At 61.0% G+C, this 19299-nt stretch carries 25 protein-coding genes; 20 read left to right on the top strand and 5 right to left on the bottom strand.

The window, feature by feature from the left end; all coding sequences use genetic code 11:
* The first annotated feature begins 703 nt into the window (after positions 1 to 703).
* The 11 genes from LN450_RS07055 (at position 704) to LN450_RS23400 (ending at position 6796) form a co-directional block, all read left to right on the top strand.
* Positions 704 to 1015, top strand: a complete 312-nt coding sequence (locus tag LN450_RS07055) for a hypothetical protein (RefSeq protein WP_074038395.1) — start codon at positions 704 to 706, stop codon at positions 1013 to 1015.
* 240 nt (positions 1016 to 1255) lie between these two features.
* Positions 1256 to 1468, top strand: coding sequence for a hypothetical protein (locus LN450_RS07050; RefSeq protein ID WP_074038396.1), 213 nt, complete (start codon positions 1256 to 1258; stop codon positions 1466 to 1468).
* A gap of 50 nt (positions 1469 to 1518) precedes the next feature.
* Entirely contained in the window at positions 1519 to 2157 is a 639-nt protein-coding gene (locus tag LN450_RS07045; RefSeq protein WP_074038397.1) for a ParA family protein, read from the top strand.
* Positions 2154 to 2411, top strand: coding sequence for a hypothetical protein (locus LN450_RS07040; protein WP_074038398.1), 258 nt, complete (start codon positions 2154 to 2156; stop codon positions 2409 to 2411). The genes LN450_RS07045 and LN450_RS07040 overlap by 4 nt, the downstream gene beginning before the upstream one ends.
* A 52-nt stretch (positions 2412 to 2463) precedes the next feature.
* The gene (locus LN450_RS07035) at positions 2464 to 2748 is read left to right on the top strand and encodes a hypothetical protein (protein ID WP_074038399.1); all 285 of its coding nucleotides are present in this window, start codon (positions 2464 to 2466) and stop codon (positions 2746 to 2748) included.
* Positions 2749 to 3229: 481 nt separating this feature from the next.
* Positions 3230 to 3427, top strand: a complete 198-nt coding sequence (locus LN450_RS07030) for a hypothetical protein (RefSeq protein WP_074038400.1) — start codon at positions 3230 to 3232, stop codon at positions 3425 to 3427.
* Positions 3424 to 4338, top strand: a complete 915-nt coding sequence (locus LN450_RS07025) for a DNA cytosine methyltransferase (protein WP_074038401.1) — start codon at positions 3424 to 3426, stop codon at positions 4336 to 4338. The genes LN450_RS07030 and LN450_RS07025 overlap by 4 nt, the downstream gene beginning before the upstream one ends.
* Before the next feature lie 88 nt (positions 4339 to 4426).
* Positions 4427 to 5437: a DNA-binding protein gene (locus tag LN450_RS07020; RefSeq protein ID WP_074038402.1), complete on the top strand. Its 1011-nt coding sequence runs from the start codon at positions 4427 to 4429 to the stop codon at positions 5435 to 5437.
* A 69-nt stretch (positions 5438 to 5506) separates the two neighbouring features.
* Complete coding sequence (locus LN450_RS07015) at positions 5507 to 5812, top strand: H-NS histone family protein (protein WP_074038403.1); 306 nt, start codon at positions 5507 to 5509, stop codon at positions 5810 to 5812.
* A gap of 11 nt (positions 5813 to 5823) precedes the next feature.
* Positions 5824 to 6639, top strand: coding sequence for a hypothetical protein (locus LN450_RS07010; protein ID WP_228892727.1), 816 nt, complete (start codon positions 5824 to 5826; stop codon positions 6637 to 6639).
* Complete coding sequence (locus LN450_RS23400) at positions 6575 to 6796, top strand: AcrVA2 family anti-CRISPR protein (protein ID WP_484607056.1); 222 nt, start codon at positions 6575 to 6577, stop codon at positions 6794 to 6796. The genes LN450_RS07010 and LN450_RS23400 overlap by 65 nt, the downstream gene beginning before the upstream one ends.
* A gap of 6 nt (positions 6797 to 6802) precedes the next feature.
* On the opposite strand, the gene LN450_RS07005 is transcribed toward LN450_RS23400, so the two are convergent.
* The 3 genes from LN450_RS07005 to LN450_RS06995 are packed head-to-tail and all read right to left on the bottom strand — an operon-like array spanning position 6803 to position 8592.
* Positions 6803 to 7468 (bottom strand): hypothetical protein, encoded by a 666-nt coding sequence (locus LN450_RS07005; protein ID WP_074038404.1) that lies wholly within the window; start codon positions 7466 to 7468, stop codon positions 6803 to 6805.
* Positions 7461 to 8141 (bottom strand): nucleotide-binding protein, encoded by a 681-nt coding sequence (locus tag LN450_RS07000; RefSeq protein WP_074038405.1) that lies wholly within the window; start codon positions 8139 to 8141, stop codon positions 7461 to 7463. The genes LN450_RS07005 and LN450_RS07000 overlap by 8 nt, the downstream gene beginning before the upstream one ends.
* A gap of 13 nt (positions 8142 to 8154) precedes the next feature.
* Entirely contained in the window at positions 8155 to 8592 is a 438-nt protein-coding gene (locus LN450_RS06995; RefSeq protein ID WP_074038406.1) for a hypothetical protein, read from the bottom strand.
* A gap of 248 nt (positions 8593 to 8840) precedes the next feature.
* Here LN450_RS06995 and mobA point away from each other — a divergent pair, with 248 nt between their 5' ends.
* The 7 genes from mobA (at position 8841) to LN450_RS06950 (ending at position 14591) form a co-directional block, all read left to right on the top strand.
* Complete coding sequence (gene mobA / locus LN450_RS06990) at positions 8841 to 9140, top strand: plasmid mobilization protein MobA (protein WP_074038407.1); 300 nt, start codon at positions 8841 to 8843, stop codon at positions 9138 to 9140.
* Positions 9141 to 9143: 3 nt separating this feature from the next.
* Positions 9144 to 11360 (top strand): TraI/MobA(P) family conjugative relaxase, encoded by a 2217-nt coding sequence (traI, locus tag LN450_RS06975; RefSeq protein WP_267475565.1) that lies wholly within the window; start codon positions 9144 to 9146, stop codon positions 11358 to 11360.
* Positions 11361 to 11428: 68 nt separating this feature from the next.
* The gene (locus tag LN450_RS06970) at positions 11429 to 11884 is read left to right on the top strand and encodes a DotD/TraH family lipoprotein (RefSeq protein ID WP_074038408.1); all 456 of its coding nucleotides are present in this window, start codon (positions 11429 to 11431) and stop codon (positions 11882 to 11884) included.
* 14 nt (positions 11885 to 11898) lie between these two features.
* Positions 11899 to 12924 (top strand): type IV secretory system conjugative DNA transfer family protein, encoded by a 1026-nt coding sequence (locus tag LN450_RS06965; RefSeq protein WP_074038409.1) that lies wholly within the window; start codon positions 11899 to 11901, stop codon positions 12922 to 12924.
* Entirely contained in the window at positions 12921 to 14084 is a 1164-nt protein-coding gene (traJ, locus tag LN450_RS06960) for a plasmid transfer ATPase TraJ (protein ID WP_074038410.1), read from the top strand. The genes LN450_RS06965 and traJ overlap by 4 nt, the downstream gene beginning before the upstream one ends.
* Positions 14081 to 14350, top strand: coding sequence for an IcmT/TraK family protein (gene icmT, locus LN450_RS06955; RefSeq protein WP_074038411.1), 270 nt, complete (start codon positions 14081 to 14083; stop codon positions 14348 to 14350). The genes traJ and icmT overlap by 4 nt, the downstream gene beginning before the upstream one ends.
* Before the next feature lie 10 nt (positions 14351 to 14360).
* Positions 14361 to 14591, top strand: coding sequence for a hypothetical protein (locus LN450_RS06950; protein ID WP_074038412.1), 231 nt, complete (start codon positions 14361 to 14363; stop codon positions 14589 to 14591).
* A gap of 139 nt (positions 14592 to 14730) precedes the next feature.
* On the opposite strand, the gene LN450_RS06945 is transcribed toward LN450_RS06950, so the two are convergent.
* Both LN450_RS06945 and LN450_RS06940 read right to left on the bottom strand, forming a co-directional pair.
* Positions 14731 to 15219, bottom strand: a complete 489-nt coding sequence (locus tag LN450_RS06945) for a hypothetical protein (protein ID WP_074038413.1) — start codon at positions 15217 to 15219, stop codon at positions 14731 to 14733.
* Between the two features lie 36 nt (positions 15220 to 15255).
* Positions 15256 to 17742 (bottom strand): LPD7 domain-containing protein, encoded by a 2487-nt coding sequence (locus tag LN450_RS06940; protein WP_074038414.1) that lies wholly within the window; start codon positions 17740 to 17742, stop codon positions 15256 to 15258.
* Positions 17743 to 17951: 209 nt separating this feature from the next.
* Between LN450_RS06940 and LN450_RS06935 the strand changes: the two genes are divergently transcribed.
* The gene (locus LN450_RS06935; protein ID WP_074038415.1) at positions 17952 to 18491 is read left to right on the top strand and encodes a hypothetical protein; all 540 of its coding nucleotides are present in this window, start codon (positions 17952 to 17954) and stop codon (positions 18489 to 18491) included.
* Between the two features lie 163 nt (positions 18492 to 18654).
* Positions 18655 to 19173, top strand: coding sequence for a hypothetical protein (locus LN450_RS06930; protein ID WP_074038428.1), 519 nt, complete (start codon positions 18655 to 18657; stop codon positions 19171 to 19173).
* The last annotated feature ends 126 nt before the right edge of the window (positions 19174 to 19299 follow it).

Genomic DNA, 19299 nt, shown 5'->3' with positions numbered 1-19299 from the left:
TCTTTCTTACATACGTAAGTACATGCGTATGTAACCGCCACCCATCCCCCCGCCCTTCCCGCCCTGCGGGAAGGGAGCGAGTCGCCCTCTGTCGTCAAGGGTGCAGGGGAGATGAACCCACCCCTACACCCTCGACTGGAGCGTCTACACCGGCACGTCAGCCCCTCAAGGGCCGCTGCGCTGCCGTCCTCACCCGTTCGGTGCTCGACCTGGCCTGCGGCCAGCTCTGCGCTCCGCGTGCGGCTTCCGGGGCGGCCCCTTGACCGCCTGCCATGCCGAACACCTTCTCTCATCTCTTTACTCAAATACGTATGTACGTATGTACGTAAGTACGTAAGTTTGGCAATATAGCAGTACCCTCTGCCTGCACGGAGAAACGGCCATTGCGGGTATGCCGAACGCTGAGTTCGCGAAGCGGTTCCGGGGGGCTGTCGGTCGTCGCTACGACGGCTATCAATGCTGGTCGGGTCTCCGGTCGATGCCCGTGACCAGGTGCTGCCCGTCCGAACTGCCACCGGCAAGATCATGTGCTGCGAGTGCTCCTGCGGAGGTAAAACCACGGGCTAGGTTCGCATTGAATTGTTACGTATGTATGTAAGTATGTAAGCAATATGTAATTGCGCCGTGCCATCGAAGTGCGGCACTGGCGAATGCTCGGCGGCTACCGAGCTTCGCCGTCCACCATTCCGTCTAGGAGCATGTCATGAACCAACTAATTCGATCGTCCGACCCAGGCGCAATCGAGAAGCTGGAGGCCGAGATCGAGCGGCTGAAGGCATCTCAGAAGATGATGCGGGCCGCGAACACTGCCCTGCGCAAGAACGACGATAACGCCTTGAGAGCGTTAGGGTTCTCCGAAGAGCACATCGCCGAGTTGAAGACCCAAGACTTCGCTGGGCGTGTTGGTTTCCCCCAATCGGTGCTCCGCAACAACAACGCCGACATCCGCCGGCTCAAGAAGCGTATTGCGGAGCTGCAAGCGCGGGGAGGAAACGATGCTGACCGTTGGACCTGAAAATGTCGTGGGCCAGCCTATTGCCCGTTCTGCTCGCCGGCTACACCGACGGGACGGCCGCAGCTGCTGACTTTGCGCACCAGTTGGCCGAAGCGCTGGAGATGGTTCTGACCGTCTTCGAGCGTTCGACTCCGACAGCGGGCCACTGGATGGAGGTTCAGCACTTCAGAGAGCTGCTGTGCTGTAATACCGTACTTACGTATGTAAATGCGGTATTACGTAGTGCGCAAAGTGGGAATCATGGAACGCCAATACTGGGTCTTCTATCGCACCCCCAAATCGTTCGACGAAAAGGCGCATACCGTCAAACTCGCAGTTAGAGACAGCACCGACGAGAACACCATCGAGTTGCTTCTGCTCGCGCGGGCCAAGCACGAGATTGCCGCGGAAGTTGGGCGGCCGCCGGACCAGGTGCATATCAATGGCTTCAGCTTGCTTTCGGACTGCCACTAAGGCATAATTACGTAATTACATACGCAAGTATGTACAGAAAGGAGAAATCCATGACGAAATACGCGGTTGTTAATACCAAGGGTGGCGTGGGCAAAACGACGACAGGAGTTCATCTGGCGACGCATCTTGCCTACTCCGAGCCTACCCTTCTGATCGACGGCGACCCCCAGGAGACGGCAGCTACGTGGGCTGCCTGGCGCCGCGATAGCGACGCAGTGAAGGGCAAGCCGTCGCCGACAACGACCTGCTTGCGTGGCAAGGCGATCTTCGACGAGGGCAAGCAACTGTCGAAGGGGTTCGTACACACGGTCGTGGATGCAGGTGGTCGCGACGCGCCGGGCCTGCGTAACGCGCTGCTGCTGGCCGACCTGGCAATCGTTCCGGTAGGCGCATCGGGCTTCGACGCGGCTGCGATGACGGATCTGCTGGAGGTCGTCGACTTGGCCAAGGATTACAACCCTGAGCTGCGCGTGAAGATCCTGCTGACGCGCATCGACCCTCGCACCAAGGATGGGAAGGAGATGCTCGAGTTCCTGCAAGAGAGCAAGCTCGACGTACTGAATGCGCGTGTGTGCGAACGCGTGGCGTTCCGGCGTGCTACGAGCGAGGGCAGCACGGTTGAGGAAATTGGCAAGGACAGCCAAGCCGTGGCCGAAATGACCGCGTTCTACGAAGAGGTGAAAGCATGAAGAAAAAGCCGTCTCTGGACGAATTCCGCAGCGGCGGTAGCGAAGGCGCGGTTGAAGCATCGGCGCCGGCTGCTGCCGCGCCTACGGTTCCGGTCGTGGCCGAGCGGACCAATAAAACCATACGCATCCGCAAAACCTTCGAGGCAAAGCTGAAGGAGGACGCGTTTCATCGCACGCAGGCGGAAGGCCGTCGGGTCACGGAATCCGACATCATCGATGAGGCGCTTGAGTTTTATTGGGCACAAAATAACTAATTACGTATGTACGCACTCATGTACATACGTAATGCAAGATAGGGCGAACGGGATGAAGAAGAATATCGCTTTGGGCTTGCTGTTGACCGTCTCAATGATCGGGGTTGTTTCGGGTGCCGAGCTGAATCGGGCGGACGTGTGGGACATCAAAAGCGCAGCAAAATGGGCGGCGGTCGACCAAGCGGTCACGGTTGGCGAGCCGATCGCCCACGGCAGCAATTACGAGGTGGACGTCAAGGTGAACAACCGCGTATGCCGCGTCACAGTCCGTCCCTACAATCCGTCTGAGAACGAGCCGCCGATCCGCTGGAAGGCCGATAAGGCGCAGTGTACGTAGTTACGTATGTACACGAAGTATCGATGAAGCCGCCCACGGGCGGCTTTTTCGCATCTGCGTGCAGCAGAGCAGAGCAGGGCAGGGCCGCCGGCGGCGGCCGCACCCACCCATCCCCCCGCCCTTCCCGCCCTGCGGGAAGGGAGCGAGTCGCCCTCTGTCGTCAAGGGTGCAGGGGAGATGAACCCACCCCTACACCCTCGACTGGAGCGTCTACACCGGCACGTCAGCCCCTCAAGGGCCGCTGCGCTGCCGTCCTCACCCGTTCGGTGCTCGACCTGGCCTGCGGCCAGCTCTGCGCTCCGCGTGCGGCTTCCGGGGCGGCCCCTTGACCGTCTGCCATGCCGAACACCTTCTCTCATCTTTTTACTCAAATACGTATGTACGTATGTACGTAATTAGGCTATAATAGTCCCCATGCAGTGAGAATCTCCACCCTCGCCGCATCCCCGGCCCTACCTTCCAAACCGTCTAGGAGCATTTCATGGTTACGATCTCACGCGCCGAGTACGAGCGCATTCACCCGGACTTCCGCGGCGTTTGGACGACCGAGCGCACCGACATCCCCGGCTGGGAGAGCATCCGCCATCAATACCTCGGCAAGCGCACCCTCACGCGCGATAACGCCTTGCTGATCGAGGGGTTGTCGCTGACAATCGTGGAAGAGGGCGACGCCCCATGAAAGCGATTGACCTGTTTTCGGGGGCTGGCGGTTTCACCGAGGGCGCCGTCATGGCCGGTTTCCACGTCGTTTGGGCTGGCAACCATTGGCCGCTTGCGTGCGAATACCATGCGCGGAACCATCCCGAGACCGAACACGCTTGCCAGGATCTGCAACAGGCTGACTGGCGCACGGTGCCGGCGCACGACTTGATGCTTGCCGCACCGGCCTGCCAAGGGCATAGCCCCGCTCGAGGCAAGGAAAAGCCGCATCACGACGTGCTCAGGTCGACAGCGTGGGCTGTCGTCGCGTGTGCGGAATACCATCGCTCGCCTTTCATCGTCGTCGAAAACGTGCCCGCTTTCGAGCGCTGGGCGCTCTATCCCGCATGGCGTGATGCGATGCGCCTTCTCGGCTACGCGATCGCGCCGTACACCATCGACGCGGCGGATCATGGTGTCCCGCAGCACCGCAAGCGACTGTTCCTCGTTTGCACCAGGTCGGCCGCGCCGATCACTCTGGACCTTCCAAAGCACGACCACATGCCTATTCGGGACGTCATCGATTGGGATGCGCCCGGCTGGAGCAAGATCGACAGACCAGGACGCAGCCCGAACACGTTGGCCAGGATCGCGGCGGGGCGCCGCGCGTTCGGCTACCGCTTCGTGGCACCGTACTACGGCAACGGCTCCGGCTTAACAGGCCGCTCCATTGATCGCCCAATCGGCACGATCACGACCGTAGATCGCTGGGCAATCATCGACGGCGACCGTATGCGAATGCTTCACCCGAAGGAGGCGAAGCGCGCGTGCGGCTTCCGCCCAACGTTCGCACTCCCCGCAAACCGGCGCAGCGCCATGCACCTGCTCGGCAACGCCGTCATGCCCCCGGCGGCCGCCGACCTGCTGCGGGCGCTTCGCCACGCCGCCTGATCACGTCCTTTTCTGCTCTTGAGTAGTAATAATAATGGCGTTACTATTACTATTACTATCGAGACGCAGCCGACCCCCGAGGTAACGTATGAACCAGGAACTGAAAGAGCGCATTTTCGCCGCCGCTGACGAGCTCTATGCCGAAAACGGCGAGTTTCCCAACGTCGAGGCGGTGCGGCAGCGTGCCCGCGCAGGCATGAACTACGTGGTCGAGGCACTGAAGGAGTGGCGCCAGAAGCAGCGCATGCTCGTTCAAAGCGTGCGTGAACCGCTTCCAGTCGAGCTGCACGACGCGATGACGGGGTTCGGCAACCACATTTGGGAGGTGGCGCAGCGGCTGGCCAACGATGCCTTAGAATCGGCGCGGGCCGCGTTTGAGGCGGAAAAAAACGATCTCGCGCGTCTGTCGGCCGAACAGTCGGAGGCATACGAGGCTCTTGCCGCCGAGCACGACCGCACGGTGGAGGATTTCACCCGCCTGCAGGGCAGGGCGGCGCAGCTCGAGGAGGAACGATCAACGCTGGCCGACCAGCTGCGTACGGCCCAGCAAGAGGCGCACGTCGCGGCCACCGAAACTCGCGAGAAAGCGGCGCTCGTCGACCGCCTTGAGAAAGACCTCGAACGCGCCCGTGCGGATGTTGACGGCCTTCGTGCAGAGCTGAACGCTGCGCGGCGCGAGCTCGCGGACGAGCGCGGCAAAGCTGCGACGGCCGAGATGAAGCATGTCGCAGAGCGGGAGGCCATGCAGCGGGAAATCGAGGTCCTGCGTGTCCACGAGAAGGAACAGGCGAAGGATCTCGCCGAGTCGCAGCGGGCAGTGACCCGAGCAGAAGCCGAGCGCGACAAGCTGGCAGAGCAATTGAGCGATGTCCGCAAGCGGACCGCCGACGAAATTCATCGTGCGCTGGAAAGGGTGCAGCAGCGCGAAGCTGAAGCCGTGCAGGCACGCAAAGAGGCGAGAGCCGCCGGCGAACAGCTCGCGCGCACGTCGGGCGAACTCGATGCCGCCAAGACCCAAGTGGCGGACCTCCGCGCGATCATCAAGGATCTGTCGGCGACGAAGCGGATACCCAAAGCACGACCGAAAACAACGGAGTGAAAACGATGGAAAACACTGCCCTGCGGGATATTTCCGTTCCTGCCGTCGCGGCCCTAGCGAACTGAAACCATGCCGAACTCGCATCTCACGACCTATCAGCGGCTTTTAACCGAGCTTGCCGAACTTGACGTGCGGATCGAACAGGCGCGGGCGCGCGAGCGCGTCCGCGCCATAGAAACCATCCACGAGCTGATGGACGCCTACGCGATCAAGCACCAGGATCTCGTGGGCCGCAACGGCAGACGCGGTTCCTACCAGGTGAGCGCGCTACCGGCAAAATACCGTGCTCCGGCCACAGGGAAAGAATGGTGCGGACGCGGCAACGTCCCTCTTTGGATTCGCGGCAAAGACCGCACACGATTCCTCATCGATTGACCGGTACTGTCATGTCCGAAGAAGTCCAGCGCCTCAACTACAGCACGCACGCGCTCGAGCAATTCGAGCGGCTCATTCCCACTATCCGCCGGGACATGCCGGGCATGCGCGCAGGATACGAGGCCGTCGCGCACTTGCTTCGCATCAGCGTGAAGTATCTCCTGCCGAACTGCGCCGAACTCATCGACGTCAGCGAGCTCCGGCAAGTCCACATCGACAGCATGCGCCTCCCGCATCCTGTCGCTGCGCTTGAAGCGCCGTGGGTATTGCCTGATGGCGAAGGCGGCGACAAGGGCAATCTGCGCTGTCCGAAACGCATTGCCTTGTGTGTTGAGCTTGACGAGGACGTTGCTCAACTCTTGCCCGGCACCGAGCATTTGCTCGACGAGCCGGACGGCGGCGTATGCGTCATTCCGATCTACTGGACAGAGGCCGGCCAGTGGCAACTCGCACCAGGTGGTGCCTTCGTGCCGCATTCCAACGAACTGAGCGCCTATGTGCCTGAGCAAGCGGACGAGCGCACACGCATGCTGAACGAGCCGCTTCGAGAGGCGGGGCTCTCTGCCCGCAAGATGCGCCAGTTTCAGGTCTCGGCCTTTGTCATCCTGCCCGAGCAATACGAATTCCTCGTGACCCAGCTCGGTTCGCTGAGGGCCGCTCATTCGGAGACGCTGGCCAACGCGCGCGACGACATCCTGGCGTTGATCCAGACCGGATGCGTCGTCAACTGCTCGAACCAAGAAGCGCCAACAGAACGGCAAGGTGCCATTCTTCGACTACCGGGTGCTGGCCGTCCGGCCCACGAAGGCCGTCGACGGGCACGGTAGGGGAGGGCAGCACGCGAGCCCGCGAGCTCACATCCGGCGCGGACACATCCGCAGGCTGGAACACAAGACCGTATGGGTATCCGACACCCTCGTGAACGCAGGCACGGCTCGCGGCGTCGTGGTCAAGGATTACGCCGTTCGACCGCTCAAGCCCTGACCTGCCTTAAAACGCCTTCACAGCCGCCACCAGAGGCCACAGGAAGGCCGCTGATGCGGCGAGCAGGGCGACGCAGCCGGCAAGAAGCCCCAACCGCCTGCCGGCTTTCAAATCGTCCCGGGCGCGCCACGTCGCGCAAACGGCGGCCGCGGCGCCGCCGACAGCAGCCAGCCAGCCGGCCGGCGTGCGCGCCAGCGCGCCGAGGATCATCGTCAATGGGCCGTCTCCCGCAGTCGGCGCCGTCCAATACGGCAGGCGGCCGCTGCCCAGCACGAAGCCGACGAAAACGCACAGCGTCCCGAACGCCGCGAAAGCGAACCACGCCCATCCCCACGACAGCCATCGCGACGCATCGACAAGCCGCACGGCGACCCGCTCGCTAGTCTTGCTCACGGCGTCGGCGAGTGTCCCGAGAGCCTTCTTCGTCTCCGCGTCTGCGATCGCGGCCATTGTGACCCGCTGCTCGTCCAGAACCTTGCTGACATGATCGGAGATCATCGCCGGATACTTCCGGTACAACGCGTCGTAAGACTCCAGTGCCATGAGCACGAGCCAAAGCGCATCGTTATCGCGGATATTGAGCGCGTTCTTGACGCGATAGAGGCTCTGGACCTCCCTCTCTGTAGGTTGCCGCCCGAGCAGCTTCTCGAAGCTTGCTTCAACGTCAAGCATCGAGCACTTCCCCGAACGCCTTACGGACTTCGTTGCGCCACCTGGTCAACTCCGCACGATTGCCGATCGGCAGCTCTTTCATCGCCGCCGAAATCGACAGACGCCTGCTATACAAGTCGTCGCTAACGAGGTCCGCGAGATCCGGCAGGTTCACCGACTTTCCGCCGTTATCCTCGACTGCCTTGCGTGTCTTCGACGTGTTGTACAACTCGAACTTTTGCTCATCCCCGAAGTAGGTATTGCGCACGACATGAATTGCCGACCCAGGCAGCGATTCCATGTACTCCTTGAGCAGCTCCAAACTGTCTCGCTGGCGATTGATGACCCATAGCGTCACCAGCTTGCGACCCAGCTCGCCGAGCGTGCTGTTAAGCGTCTCACCATAGGCCGCTACGCCCTTGTTGTTCCTAGCCGCCGTGTTTACAACCACGACCGCATCCGAATTCTCATGACAAACGTTCACCAGATCGATCCAGCCGTTCGCCTCATCGAGGTTAATCAGCTCCGCTTTCACCTCGTCTTTGTACATCTTCCAGACGTCGGGATTCGAAGTATCGGACTCGATCAGCAGGATCTTCTCGGAACGCTCCTGCAAGGTGTCGATAACGCCGATCGACACAGCCGACTTTCCGACGCCTCCCTTGCTGCCGCCCACCATATAAATCGGTTTCATTCTGTCTTACCTCTCAGATGTCGTCAGAATCCGCGAGTGGCGTAAAGCCACCGCTTCGCTGAGGAGGCTCCAACGCCTCCGCTTTCACCTGCGCCCTCGGCGCTTCAGGTTTTGCTGCCTTCGCCGCCGGTTCGCTGCCCTGATTGATGCTGTTTTTTGCCCTCGCTTCTCCCTTCTCGGGTGGCTTCGGCATCACCGCTTTTCGCCGTCGCTTCGGCTGCGTAGCAGCCTGCCTTAGCGCTTTCTCCGAAATCCGTATAAAGCCCTTCATACGGAGTTTCTCAGCGATCTGCGCATAGCTATAGCCACGAGCAAGCCATTCATTCACAACCACTGCCATCAGCTTGATAGTCTGGGCTCTATCTGCTGCCCTTTCGTTCTCGTTGATCTCGGGGAACTCTTTGTCCAACTCATCAAGCATTAGCTTGATCTGACCAACAGTGTATTTCATATCGTATCTACATTTCAAAATATAGGTCCGCAAGATCAGATTCTAGCCTTTTGGCTTGAAGGGTCAAATTCTTGCCGGTAGACTTCGTAACTCGATTAGGTTAGTTAGAGGACAGGGTAGGGTTTGCTATACCGCCATAAATGGCGGCCTAGCAACCGGCAGCGCACCAGTCGTTTCACTCCCTCTGCGCAGCCTACCGTCCCTGCTCAGGGCGAAGCCCCGAGACCCCAACAGCATGAGAGTTCAGCGTGAGTGGCAGTGAGGAACGACAGAAAACGAAGCATGTGATGGTGAGGGCGACGCCCGAGCAGTTGGCCGCGCTTCGCGAGAAGGCCAATGACTCGGGCGTCACCGTGCCCGAATACCTGCGCGCGTGCGGCCTCGGACGGCGCACACGCAGCAAGATGGAGGCGCACATCGTCAATGAACTACGTCGCCTCGGCGGCCTGCAGAAACATCTGTTCACCGAGGGCGGCGGCGTACTGTCCAAAGAGTTTGCTGCCGTCCTCGTTGAGATCCGCGCAGCCATCGCTCGGATCGGTGAATGACCGATGCTGGCGAAAATCCCCGAGCGGCGCGAAGACGGCAGGTCCGACTTCGGCGACCTGGTGGAGTACATCACCAACCGCGACGACGACCAGGAGAAACTAAGTGACGAGCTCGATCCAAGCGACCGACGAAGACACCACCAAATTCTTGAGCGTGCTCGAGAACATCTCGCAGGAGCAGAAGACCATCTGCGCGCTGCTGGACGAACTGATTCTATTGATGCAGATGCCATCCGAGTCCGTCTTGAAAGTGCTCGAAGGGCTGTTGCTGCCTATGGGGCAGAACATGGTCGAGCTGACGAGCGAGCTGAAGACTCAGCTTACGGACGAGGAGGCATAGGTGGCGATCAACATCAACGAAGCCTTGCCCGTGCTCGAAACCATCTACGAGCAGCAGCGAGCTATCTCCGACAGGCTCCGCAAGCTGATCGAGACTTTCAAGAGCGAGCCCGAGCCCGTCGAGCCTACCTTGCGTTTAATGCTCAAGCCGCTCAACGAAGGCATGGACGAGATGCACCAGATGCTCTCGCCGACCTCGCCCGACTCCTTGGAGAACCCGAGCGAGTCGTGACGCCCAACGGCGTTGCCTGCGAGCACAACTGCTTGTCGCTGGCGACTGCGGCGGCCGAGATGAAGGCCGTCGCTGCGCAGAATCCGAGGGTCAAAGACCCGGTGTATCACATCGTCTTATCGTGGCCGTCGTCCGAGTCGCCGACGGATGCGCAGGCTTTCGAGTGTGGTAGACACGCGTTAGCGGCCGTTGGCATGGCCGATCACCAGTACGTGTTCGCCGTACATCGAGACACAAACAACGCGCATCTGCACATCGCCGTGAACCGCGTCAACCCTGACACTTTCGCGGGGGTCTATCCCGAGCGAGACTATTTCAAGCTCGATCGTGCAATGCGCGAGCTCGAACTCCGGTACGGATGGCAACACGACAAAGGCCCACATGCCGTGTTCGAGCGCAACGGTCAGACCGTAATCGATTGGGCGAGCAAAGACCCAAGCACCAAAGGCAAGCGGCCGACGCCGGCGGCCGACATGGAGCGGCACGCCGACCAGGAAAGCCTGTTCAGCTACGCGCGCGGTGAGCCGCGCAAGGCGCTCCTGGCCGCGCTCAAGAACGACAAGCTGACTTGGCGGCAGCTCCACAACCTGCTCGCGAAATACGGGCTCCAGCTTCGGGAAAAAGGGCAGGGGTTCGCCATCTACGACTTGAACTCGGGCGACACGACGCCGATCAAGGCCAGCGACATGCACGAAGCGCTGGGCAAGTCGCGGCTGGAGAAACGGCTCGGCCCATTCGAGGCTTCCACGTCAACGACCGGGGCGGTACTTACCTACGACAAGCACCGCCCGCTGAAGCGCGATCCAAAAATCCGTGAGGAGCGCCGACAGGCGCGCGCAGACGCTCGACGAGAGCTGCGCGCCCGGTACGAGGAGTACAAAAAGGGCTTTGTCTATCGACGCCTCGACCCCGCTGACGTGCGAGCCCGCTTTGCCGCGCTCCGGGCCGACGCGCGTCAGCGACGCCTCGAGGTGCGGCAAACCGTCAGCGATCCAGCGGCCCGCCAGGCCCTCTACAGCGTGATCGCGTTCGAGACGCTGCGCGCGCGAGACAGGTTGCAGCGGGAGATTCGCAAAGAGCGCCAGGCACTGCGGGACGACCAATCGAACCGTCGACAGCCGTACCGTGAGTGGGTCGAGCGCCAGGCGGCCGCCGGCGACCCTGCGGCCATCAGCCAGCTCCGCGGCTTCGCCTACAGCGAGAAGCGGCTCGCCAAGGAGCTCGAGCGGGCACTTGCGAACGACGGGGCCGACGGCATCGTCCACCCGGACGATGCCGATCCGGCCGCCCGCGACATCGCTGAAGGCGTTTATTACCGCGTGCGGCGCGATGGAACGGTCGTGTACCGGCTTGACGATGGGAGCGACGCGTTCATCGACCTCGGCCGGCGCATCGACGTGCTAACGAAGGGGGAGGCGGACACGGCGGCGATCGCTGCCGCCCTGCGACTGGCTGGCGAGAAATATGGCGGCACGTTCGAGCTCACCGGCAGCGAGGAATTCAAACGCCGGGCGATCGACGTCATGCTCGAATACAAAATCGACGTGCGGCTCAAAGATGCCGCCCAAGAGGCGCTGCGGCGCGCCAGAGCGGCCGATATTGCGCGGGCGAGCCGGGATGCGAAGGCCCGGCAACAACGGCGGAAATAGCCCCTTTCGCTGCCCTCTTACTTTTTGTATAGTGACATTAATACGAAACTTTCAAAGGAGGGCCACCTATGCCTATGCCGCGTTACACCGTTGCCGGTTTGCTGATCGGCCTCGCGCTTACTGGCTGCGCGACCCAACCGAAGACCGACAACGCTCAGATCGAAATCGACCGCCAGATTTTCGACGCCTCACAGAAGATCCAGTCCGCGCAGGCGGACCTGTACCAGGCCGGCGCATTGAACCAAGCCACCACGAAGATGCCGGTGTCGATCGTGGACGACCAGCACCGCGTTACGCTGTCGTGGCAGGGTGACGCTCTGCAGCTCCTGAACAAGCTTGCGCACGATCGCGGCCTTGCCTTTTCCTTCATGGGCGTCCGCATGCCCCTGCCGGTCAACATCGACGTCAAGGACGCGTCCTACGACGCGGTCATGCAGATGGTTCGCGCTCAGATCGGCTATCGCGCCGATGTCACGCAGTACCCGGACAAGCTGGTCCTGCAATACAACCGGCCGCAGTCCTGATAGGGGAGACAATCATGAAGCGCTTTGTCGTCGCGGCGATCCCGCTCCTCGTGGCCGGCATGGCACATGCCGCCGAGAGCCCTGCGCCAGCCGCCGCATCGGCTCCGCAGGCACAGTCGCCGGCAGCGGCATCGTCCGCATCGGCCCCGGCCGCTCAAGCCCCTGCTGCACCTTCGCCCGAAGCTCAAGCGGTCACCCCGGCGCCCGAAGATCAGCCGGTCACGCTGGACTCGCTGCTCAATCCGCCTTCGCAGGCGAGCACCGGGCTTTCTGATCTGCGCGTGCAGATGCTCACCGAGGCTGGCAAGACCGTCGGCTTCCGGGGCGGCATGGCCGCACGAGCCCGCGTGCTGCGCGATGCGCTTAACGCGTGCGCGGAGCGTCTCGACACTATTTTCCAGTTCTCCCCCCTCATTAACCGTAACGGCACCATCCCGCCGGTTATCGTCGAGGCGCGCGATCTGTCGTCGTTCTCCCCTGACCAGATACGCACCGCGAATCGCGTCTACAAGATCGAGAAGGAAGAGCGGTTCGTGAGCGTCCCGCCGACGTGGCGCGACTATCTGTTTGTTGGCCTCCCGATCAAGGGCGGTGTCGACCTGCCGACTTTCGAAACTCGACCGAAGGACGGTAAGGAAGAGACCGTCTGGCGCGATGCTGTCAAGAAGGGATGGAACGCCGGCCAGCAGCAGGCCGACGCGATTCTTGCCGCCAATTTCAACCGACTCACGCGCGACTACGCCGGCATGCTGCGATATTCGACGCTCGTGCAGGAAGGCATGATCTCAACCACGCGCGTTGCAGAATCCCGGCAAACAGTGACCGGCGACGGTCGGCAGCTCATGCTCGGCGACATGCTGCGCCGGGTGACGAGCAGGGCCACGTTCGAAACGAACCCGAACAATTGGCGGCCGACGGTCAACCGCGGCGAGCAGCCCGCACCGAAGGTCGCTCCCGTTCCGCAAGCTGGTGCGGCACCGGCTACCGAGCCGCCCGCGACGCAGATCGAAGGACGACCGCAGGGTGACGACGTGAAATGAGCGACCTTGTTCAGTTCGAACCCTACGATTTTCGGGGCGACGTAACCGCGCACACGTTCAAGCAGTTCTTAAAATACTGCGCGGACTTCGGCGCATCGGACATCCTCGTGCAGGGCGGCGACTACGCGTGGATCGAGATCCACGGTCGTCAGCGTCAGGCGAGCACGCACACCATCAAGCAGGGCCACCTGTCGAACCTGATCGGTACCGTATGGCAGGCCGAAGTCGAGAACAACGTTCGCGCCGGCCACGGCGCCGACCGCTCGCTCGAGCTCGCTGGCGAAGAGCTCGGCATCGACCGGGGCAAGTTTCTTCGTTTCCGCTGCAACTTCATCCAGGGACGTGTAGCGCGGTACGACATGGCCTACGCGGTCACGATGCGTCTGATTCCGTTCGATCTGCCCGACATCACCAAAATGGGCATCGAGCAGGAGCTGTTCGAGGCGTTCTATCCGGGCATGGGCCTCGTTCTCGTCTGCGGTCCGACCGGCTCGGGCAAGACCACGCTTCAATCTGCCGTCTACGGTTATGCCGGCATCCACATGCCGGACCGCAAGGTCATAACCTACGAAGACCCGATCGAGTTCGTGCTCGGCGGGCCTCACTGGAAGGGGCCGCAGCCGCACCAGGCTCAGATCGGCCGCGACATTGAGAGTTTCGCAACCGGGCTGCGCAACGCCATGCGCCGCAAGCCGAGCATCATTGGCATCGGCGAAATGCGCGACCTCGAAACGATCGACGCAGCGATCGAGGCCGGCCTCACCGGCCACTTGACCTACGGCACGATGCACACCGAATCGTGCGCCGAGACAATCAACCGCGCTATCCAGGTCTATCCACCGCAACAGCAGTCGGCCGTCGCGTCGCGGCTGCTCGGTTGCCTCCGCGTTATCGTCGTGCAGCGCTTGCTCAAGACCACTGATGGTAAGCGGGTCGCCGTTCGCGAATTCGTGGTCTTCGACCGCGAATTCAAGAACGAGCTGCAATCGCAGCCCTACGATCAATGGGCGCCGATGATCCGTGCGCGTCTGGAATCTGAAAAGACGACTCTCGACGACAAGGCATGGTCGCTCTACCAAGAAAGCCGCATCGACAAAAGCGAGTTCATTGAGATGGCAGGCCACAAGTCATTCCGCATCCGTTCTCAGGAGGCAGCATGAGCATTTCCATCTGGCGACACGCATCGCAGACACCCACTTTCCTGGGTATTCCCTGCAGCGCGTACCTGCCTATCTTCGTCTGGTTGTTTCACATGCGCTGGTGGACCCTATGCACCGCCGTGGGCGTGATCGTCTTTTTCGCAGTGCTTGCGAGGTTTGGTCTCTCGTTCAAGGTGCTATGGCAAAAATTCCTTCACCTGTTGCGAGGATCGCGCATCTACGCGCGTCCGTGGTGGTACCGCAATCGCTTCCAAGATCACGAATAGGAGCGGGGGCATGTCAACTCCGTTCACGCCAATGGATGTCATCTCAAATCTCGACCAGGTTCACGAGCGCCTGGTCTCGAATGGGACAGCCCGCGACGCGTATATTGTCTTGCAGGCCGCGATTTGCACGCTCGAGCTGATCGCCCGTGTTGACACGCTGACCCGTTTCCAGAAAGCGCGCCATTGCGTGGAAGTCACAATTGCACCGCGCGCCGCGGCCTTGATGCCCCTCTCAGGCTAGCACGGCCCTCCGATACGCTAGAGCCTTCTCGCCGGCCCGTGTGGCCGGTTTTTTTGTCCGAGCATATCGGCTCGCGCTCCGGCGCGGCCCTAAGAAAAGGCCACCGAAGTGGCCTTTTGGCAAGATCTGACTCGGACCATCATTTCCAGATGTTGCTCCAAAAGGTCGGCGACTGCGACGACCCCGCACTGGTCTGCTGCAATGACGTGCCGCCTAGTTGCGGCACGTTGCCGATGACCTGGCCAGCGCCAGTACCGCTCACGGAATTGTTGATCTGCCCGTTGATGCCGTTCATAACGCCGCTGATTTGGCCATTGACGTCGTTCACGACACCGTTGACCTGATCGCTGGCGATCTGGCAAACCTTGTTCTTGATCTGGTCGAAGATGTCAGAGAGGGAAGGGAATTGCGGGGCGGTCAGCACCGAAGTGATGCCGCCCACGCATTTTCCGAGAATGTCCGAGGAGGACCGTTCGCTTTGGGCTGTCTGCTGCGCAGCCTGTTTATCCCGCTCGTAACCGCTCTGACTGCCCGCGGCGGCAGCGCTACCGCTTCGGCAGGTCGCTGCCTGTACGCTGGCAGCAGAGCACAGCAACAGCAAAAATAACGCTCGTACAAAGATTTTCATGGCGATTCCATCGTTGGATGAACAGGCGTCACGGCATCATGCCTTAGCGCGCGAACTACGGCGTGCTTTTGGAGCGCCGGCCGCGTCCTCCTTTGGCTTGGCCGCCGGCGCCGTCGGTTTTGGGCTCGCGTCTCCCGGTGCAGCGTCTCTCTTCGCGTCGTCCTTCGAACGTGCCTGGCGAGGCTCCTGAAAGCCAAGCTTCCGATGCAGCTCGTCGTCGACGTTCTTCGTGATACGAGCCTTCACGACCTCGCTTCCCACGCTGAACAGCACTTCGTCGAAGTATATGGGTTTCCCATCCGAACGGCGGTTCACAGCATTGCCGAAGCCGATCTCCTTCCAACTGGTATCGTCACCGCTGCCGTGCGGTTCGGACAATTTCAGGAAGTTCGGCTTGATCTCGCCAGTCTCCTGATCGGCTTTGCGCTCGTTAATGTGAGCGATCACCTGGCGCTTTTCATCGCCGACCTTGATGAAACCTTGCAGATAGTCGCCCTTGCCTTTGAACAGCAGCGCGGTCGTGTCGAAATCGCCATTGTCCAGCTTGCGCACGCCGCGCAAGATCAGTTTCGGCTCTTGGCCCTGATTGCCGCTTTCGTAATTAGTCATAGTTAGCTCCTTCAGATTGATGTCAGAAATCACTTCCGCGCGAGAAACAGCACTGCTCATTGCGACGCGCGCACGCAATTCGGATTGAAAACCGTCCGCGAACCCAGGCACTTCAGGATTGATGCTCGTCAGATAGGCGCCGGCATCCGCGGGCGCCTCGCAGGGCTTCCCTGCCTTGTCGAACCAGTACACGAGATCCGATGACGGCTGCGGGCCGAGGTCATTGAGGTCCGCGCGCAGCTCGACATCTGTTTTGGCCCACACATGGATCGCTTCTCGCTGGACCGTCCACCAGTCCAGTGCCCGGACGGGAACGAGGTCGGCCGCGAGCCGACCTTGCGGGGCTTCCTCTGGCGCGTCGCCGGACGCACTCGACACATGCGTTGCGTCGGTGCTCGCTTCTTCGGCAGCGGGCTTGCCAATACGCAGCTGCGGTGCCTCGGTCTTCGCCGCTTCCTGCTTCTCTGACGCGTCAGGCTTGGCATTCGCAAGCTCTCGGCGAAGAGCGTCCTGCTGCGGGTTCTTGAGCGTCACATCGACCTTGTGCTTCAACATGATCTCGATCGCGCGGCGTTGGAACGCCTCGCTGCCGGTCAGCTCGAATGCACTGCCGTACTTCTCCTTGGCGAGCAGCACGGCCGCGAGGATTGCCTCCTCATCCTCATTCGCCTTGTCAGCCATCACGATCTGCTGACCGTGATCGATGAACGCCGGCCGCTCGCTCACCATGTAGAGAACGCTGCCGTCTTTTTGCGCCTTGTACGTTACGCTTTCCAGCAGCTTGCTGATGACCAGCTCGGGATCGAATGGCTTGTCGCCGGCATCAGCAGCGACGCCGCCGGCGAAGCCGTCGGCTTCTTCCACCGCAGTCGATTTTGCCGCCTCACTCAGCGGTACCTGCGGCTCGGCCGCCGGCACTGGGGGCGCCTTTTCGCTTTCTGCTTGTACAGACGCTTCCTGCTCGGCCCGCTTTGTCTCCGTCTCCGTTGCTGCAGGAGCGTCATCGGCGAGCTCCTTGGCCCGAGCGTGCGCGACCGCGAGCCGTTCCTGCGTTTCGCGCAAAGTAAACGCATCGGCCCCGGCTGCACGAAGTGTCTTGATGCGCAGTTCTAGGCGCAACGCATAGTGCTCGACAGCCTGGCGACGCTCGAGTACGTAGCGCGGCGCAGGGTCGCCTTCATTGCCGGCGCGAAGCGCCAAGTCGTCAATGACCTGCTCGTAGTTCGGCGTTCCCTTCGACGCTTGATAAGCCCGCTCACCTTCGAATGCGCGCTGGACCGGACCTTCCGGAAAAGGGCAGGGCCGTGACGTATCGACGCGGGCCATTGCACTCGCGAGCTCGAGCGCCGCGCCAAGGTCGGCGCGATCACCGCCGAGATAGACGTGATCCACAGCGCGGCCAACCTGCATCCACTCTTCATCGGGAATTTGCCCACTGTCCTTGAACGACTCGACGATGCGCAGGGCTGCCTGCTGCTCTGCAAGGAGCGCTGCACGGCTGTCTTCGAACTCGCGCGCCTTGCGTGCTTCCTTCTCAGCCGATCGGCGCTCATTCTCCGCAACGAGTGACTTGACACTATCTACCATCCCTGCATCGATCGTCTGAAGAATTTCCGCATACGAAACGTTTGCGGAAAGATTTTGGAAGATGTCTTCCGCTGCAAGGTCGTGCCTATCACCTGGCATTTCACGCCAGGACGTCAGGTCAGCAACGGCCCAATGCCGCACGAAGTCAGGTGCGAGCTCAACAGACTCATTCGCGTTTTGGGTAGCGATACGCCAGTCTCGAAACGCAACCGAACGCTGCTCGATGGCGCCTTCGGGCGACAGTTGCGAACGCTTGCCTGGATTGACCAAGCGCTCATAGACCACCTTACGGAACTGCTGCATCAATGCTTCGGACTCTGCGCTCATAGGGCATTCCCTAGTGGGTGAAGGGGCAGGGCCAACCTCAAGTGCCGACGCTCACAGGCCGATAAACGCCTAACTGTCCTGAGCCGAGCATGGGGCTTAGCCCTAGCTGAAAAAATTTCGTATCATGGATATTATTCGAAATAAGGCCCGTTTGGAAGTGCCAAGAAAACAGTGCTCAGAAAGGGGCATCCTTGCTATAATTGAGCGTAATGAATATCGACACGCGAAACGAACAGCTTCAGCCAATCTGCGGAACTGACCTGGAGCGCTGGAGGATCGAGAATGGTCTGACGAAAGTTGCGGCAGCGGATGCCTTCGGCTTGCAAAAAGCGAAGTGGGAGGAGCTGACCAGTACTGAGAACTCGGCAAAGCAGATCGCCGATCCGGTAGTGGCCATGCTCCTTCATTTGTATCGGCAATACCCCGAATCAGCTACCGTACAGCTGCCGCCCGACGTCAAGGAGTTTTACGACTACCTCGGACTGCAGGACACGCCGCAGGATCGCGACAAGTTCGCAACGTTGATTGGACGTTCACCGTCGTCTGTATATCGCGTGCTATTGCACGACGGTAAGCCTGGCCGGCCCGTGATGCGTTGGATCGAAGCGGTACGTCGGCTCAAGCTAACGCCGAAGAAAACTCTTCGGCTGATGGCAGATGTAGTGAGCGGCGTTGGCGATCGGCAGCACGTCGAAAAAGTGCTGATTCAGGGCTGGACTAAACAAGGTGATACTGGTGAGCACGAATGAGAAGCCCGACTCACAGCATATTATTGAGCTATCGGCGGTGTACTTTTACGAGGGTGCAGCGCCGCGCGTAATCTCACTTAAGGATTGCGGTTTGCCTATGAAAAGCCCCGTGCCTGGGGCTTTTTCCGCATTATATGGATACCAAAGTAAGCAGGAAGGATTCATGGCGGCTCGTGCCTACGCCGACAAGAATCGCCTGCAATTCACCGTCATAGATTTGCTCGTCAAGCTGGACCAGAAACAGAACCCGCTCATGATGAAGCCGGAGGATCTGCCACAGCACGACTTCATCACGTTCCAACGTCTCTCGCGGAGCATGACGGATGAGCTGGGAGGCATTCTCAAGCAGCAGCTCGAGCGCGAGGGAGCAGACACAAGTGCCCTCGATCGGTCGAAACCGCACCTCCTTCTGATGCAACGTCCGGATTTGATCGCGGCTGTTATCAACGAACCGGGCTGGGAGCACATGAAGGTCGTGACCTACCCGGCAAAGATCGCGCTCAGTGAAAAACCGCTCAACGTCGGCACCGTGCCGTTCCGGCACTGGAATTCGATTCAGAAGGCCACGTGCCGCTTGAATCCGAACATCCAGATCACGCTCGACCCGCCAGGCCAGCGTGCAAAGGATTTCCCTGCCAGTGCGCCGCCCTCCGATCGGCCACGCGGTCCGCGCATTAAGTAAGGAAGCCGCCCACGGGCGGCTTTTTCGCATCTGCGTGCAGCAGAGCAGAGCAGGGCAGGGCCGCCGGCGGCGGCCGCACCCACCCATCCCCCCGCCCTTCCCGCCCTGCGGGAAGGGAGCGAGTCG

The organism is Xanthomonas euvesicatoria pv. euvesicatoria, from assembly GCF_020880415.1.
GTDB classification, from domain to species: Bacteria; Pseudomonadota; Gammaproteobacteria; order Xanthomonadales; family Xanthomonadaceae; genus Xanthomonas; species Xanthomonas euvesicatoria.
The sequence above is the reverse complement of the archived record's forward strand: the minus strand, read 5'-3'. Positions and strand labels throughout refer to the sequence as shown.

Excerpts from the sequence above, each read along its gene's own strand:
- LN450_RS07055 (WP_074038395.1), top strand. The coding sequence starts at position 704 with ATGAACCAACTAATTCGATCGTCCGACCCAGGCGCAATCGAGAAGCTG.
- LN450_RS07050 (WP_074038396.1), top strand. The coding sequence starts at position 1,256 with ATGGAACGCCAATACTGGGTCTTCTATCGCACCCCCAAATCGTTCGAC.
- LN450_RS07045 (WP_074038397.1), top strand. The coding sequence starts at position 1,519 with ATGACGAAATACGCGGTTGTTAATACCAAGGGTGGCGTGGGCAAAACG.
- LN450_RS07040 (WP_074038398.1), top strand. The coding sequence starts at position 2,154 with ATGAAGAAAAAGCCGTCTCTGGACGAATTCCGCAGCGGCGGTAGCGAA.
- LN450_RS07035 (WP_074038399.1), top strand. The coding sequence starts at position 2,464 with ATGAAGAAGAATATCGCTTTGGGCTTGCTGTTGACCGTCTCAATGATC.
- LN450_RS07030 (WP_074038400.1), top strand. The coding sequence starts at position 3,230 with ATGGTTACGATCTCACGCGCCGAGTACGAGCGCATTCACCCGGACTTC.
- LN450_RS07025 (WP_074038401.1), top strand. The coding sequence starts at position 3,424 with ATGAAAGCGATTGACCTGTTTTCGGGGGCTGGCGGTTTCACCGAGGGC.
- LN450_RS07020 (WP_074038402.1), top strand. The coding sequence starts at position 4,427 with ATGAACCAGGAACTGAAAGAGCGCATTTTCGCCGCCGCTGACGAGCTC.
- LN450_RS07015 (WP_074038403.1), top strand. The coding sequence starts at position 5,507 with ATGCCGAACTCGCATCTCACGACCTATCAGCGGCTTTTAACCGAGCTT.
- LN450_RS07010 (WP_228892727.1), top strand. The coding sequence starts at position 5,824 with ATGTCCGAAGAAGTCCAGCGCCTCAACTACAGCACGCACGCGCTCGAG.
- LN450_RS07005 (WP_074038404.1), bottom strand. The coding sequence starts at position 7,468 with ATGCTTGACGTTGAAGCAAGCTTCGAGAAGCTGCTCGGGCGGCAACCT.
- LN450_RS07000 (WP_074038405.1), bottom strand. The coding sequence starts at position 8,141 with ATGAAACCGATTTATATGGTGGGCGGCAGCAAGGGAGGCGTCGGAAAG.
- LN450_RS06995 (WP_074038406.1), bottom strand. The coding sequence starts at position 8,592 with ATGAAATACACTGTTGGTCAGATCAAGCTAATGCTTGATGAGTTGGAC.
- traI (WP_267475565.1), top strand. The coding sequence starts at position 9,144 with ATGCTGGCGAAAATCCCCGAGCGGCGCGAAGACGGCAGGTCCGACTTC.
- LN450_RS06970 (WP_074038408.1), top strand. The coding sequence starts at position 11,429 with ATGCCTATGCCGCGTTACACCGTTGCCGGTTTGCTGATCGGCCTCGCG.
- LN450_RS06965 (WP_074038409.1), top strand. The coding sequence starts at position 11,899 with ATGAAGCGCTTTGTCGTCGCGGCGATCCCGCTCCTCGTGGCCGGCATG.
- traJ (WP_074038410.1), top strand. The coding sequence starts at position 12,921 with ATGAGCGACCTTGTTCAGTTCGAACCCTACGATTTTCGGGGCGACGTA.
- icmT (WP_074038411.1), top strand. The coding sequence starts at position 14,081 with ATGAGCATTTCCATCTGGCGACACGCATCGCAGACACCCACTTTCCTG.
- LN450_RS06950 (WP_074038412.1), top strand. The coding sequence starts at position 14,361 with ATGTCAACTCCGTTCACGCCAATGGATGTCATCTCAAATCTCGACCAG.
- LN450_RS06945 (WP_074038413.1), bottom strand. The coding sequence starts at position 15,219 with ATGAAAATCTTTGTACGAGCGTTATTTTTGCTGTTGCTGTGCTCTGCT.
- LN450_RS06940 (WP_074038414.1), bottom strand. The coding sequence starts at position 17,742 with ATGAGCGCAGAGTCCGAAGCATTGATGCAGCAGTTCCGTAAGGTGGTC.
- LN450_RS06935 (WP_074038415.1), top strand. The coding sequence starts at position 17,952 with ATGAATATCGACACGCGAAACGAACAGCTTCAGCCAATCTGCGGAACT.
- LN450_RS06930 (WP_074038428.1), top strand. The coding sequence starts at position 18,655 with ATGGCGGCTCGTGCCTACGCCGACAAGAATCGCCTGCAATTCACCGTC.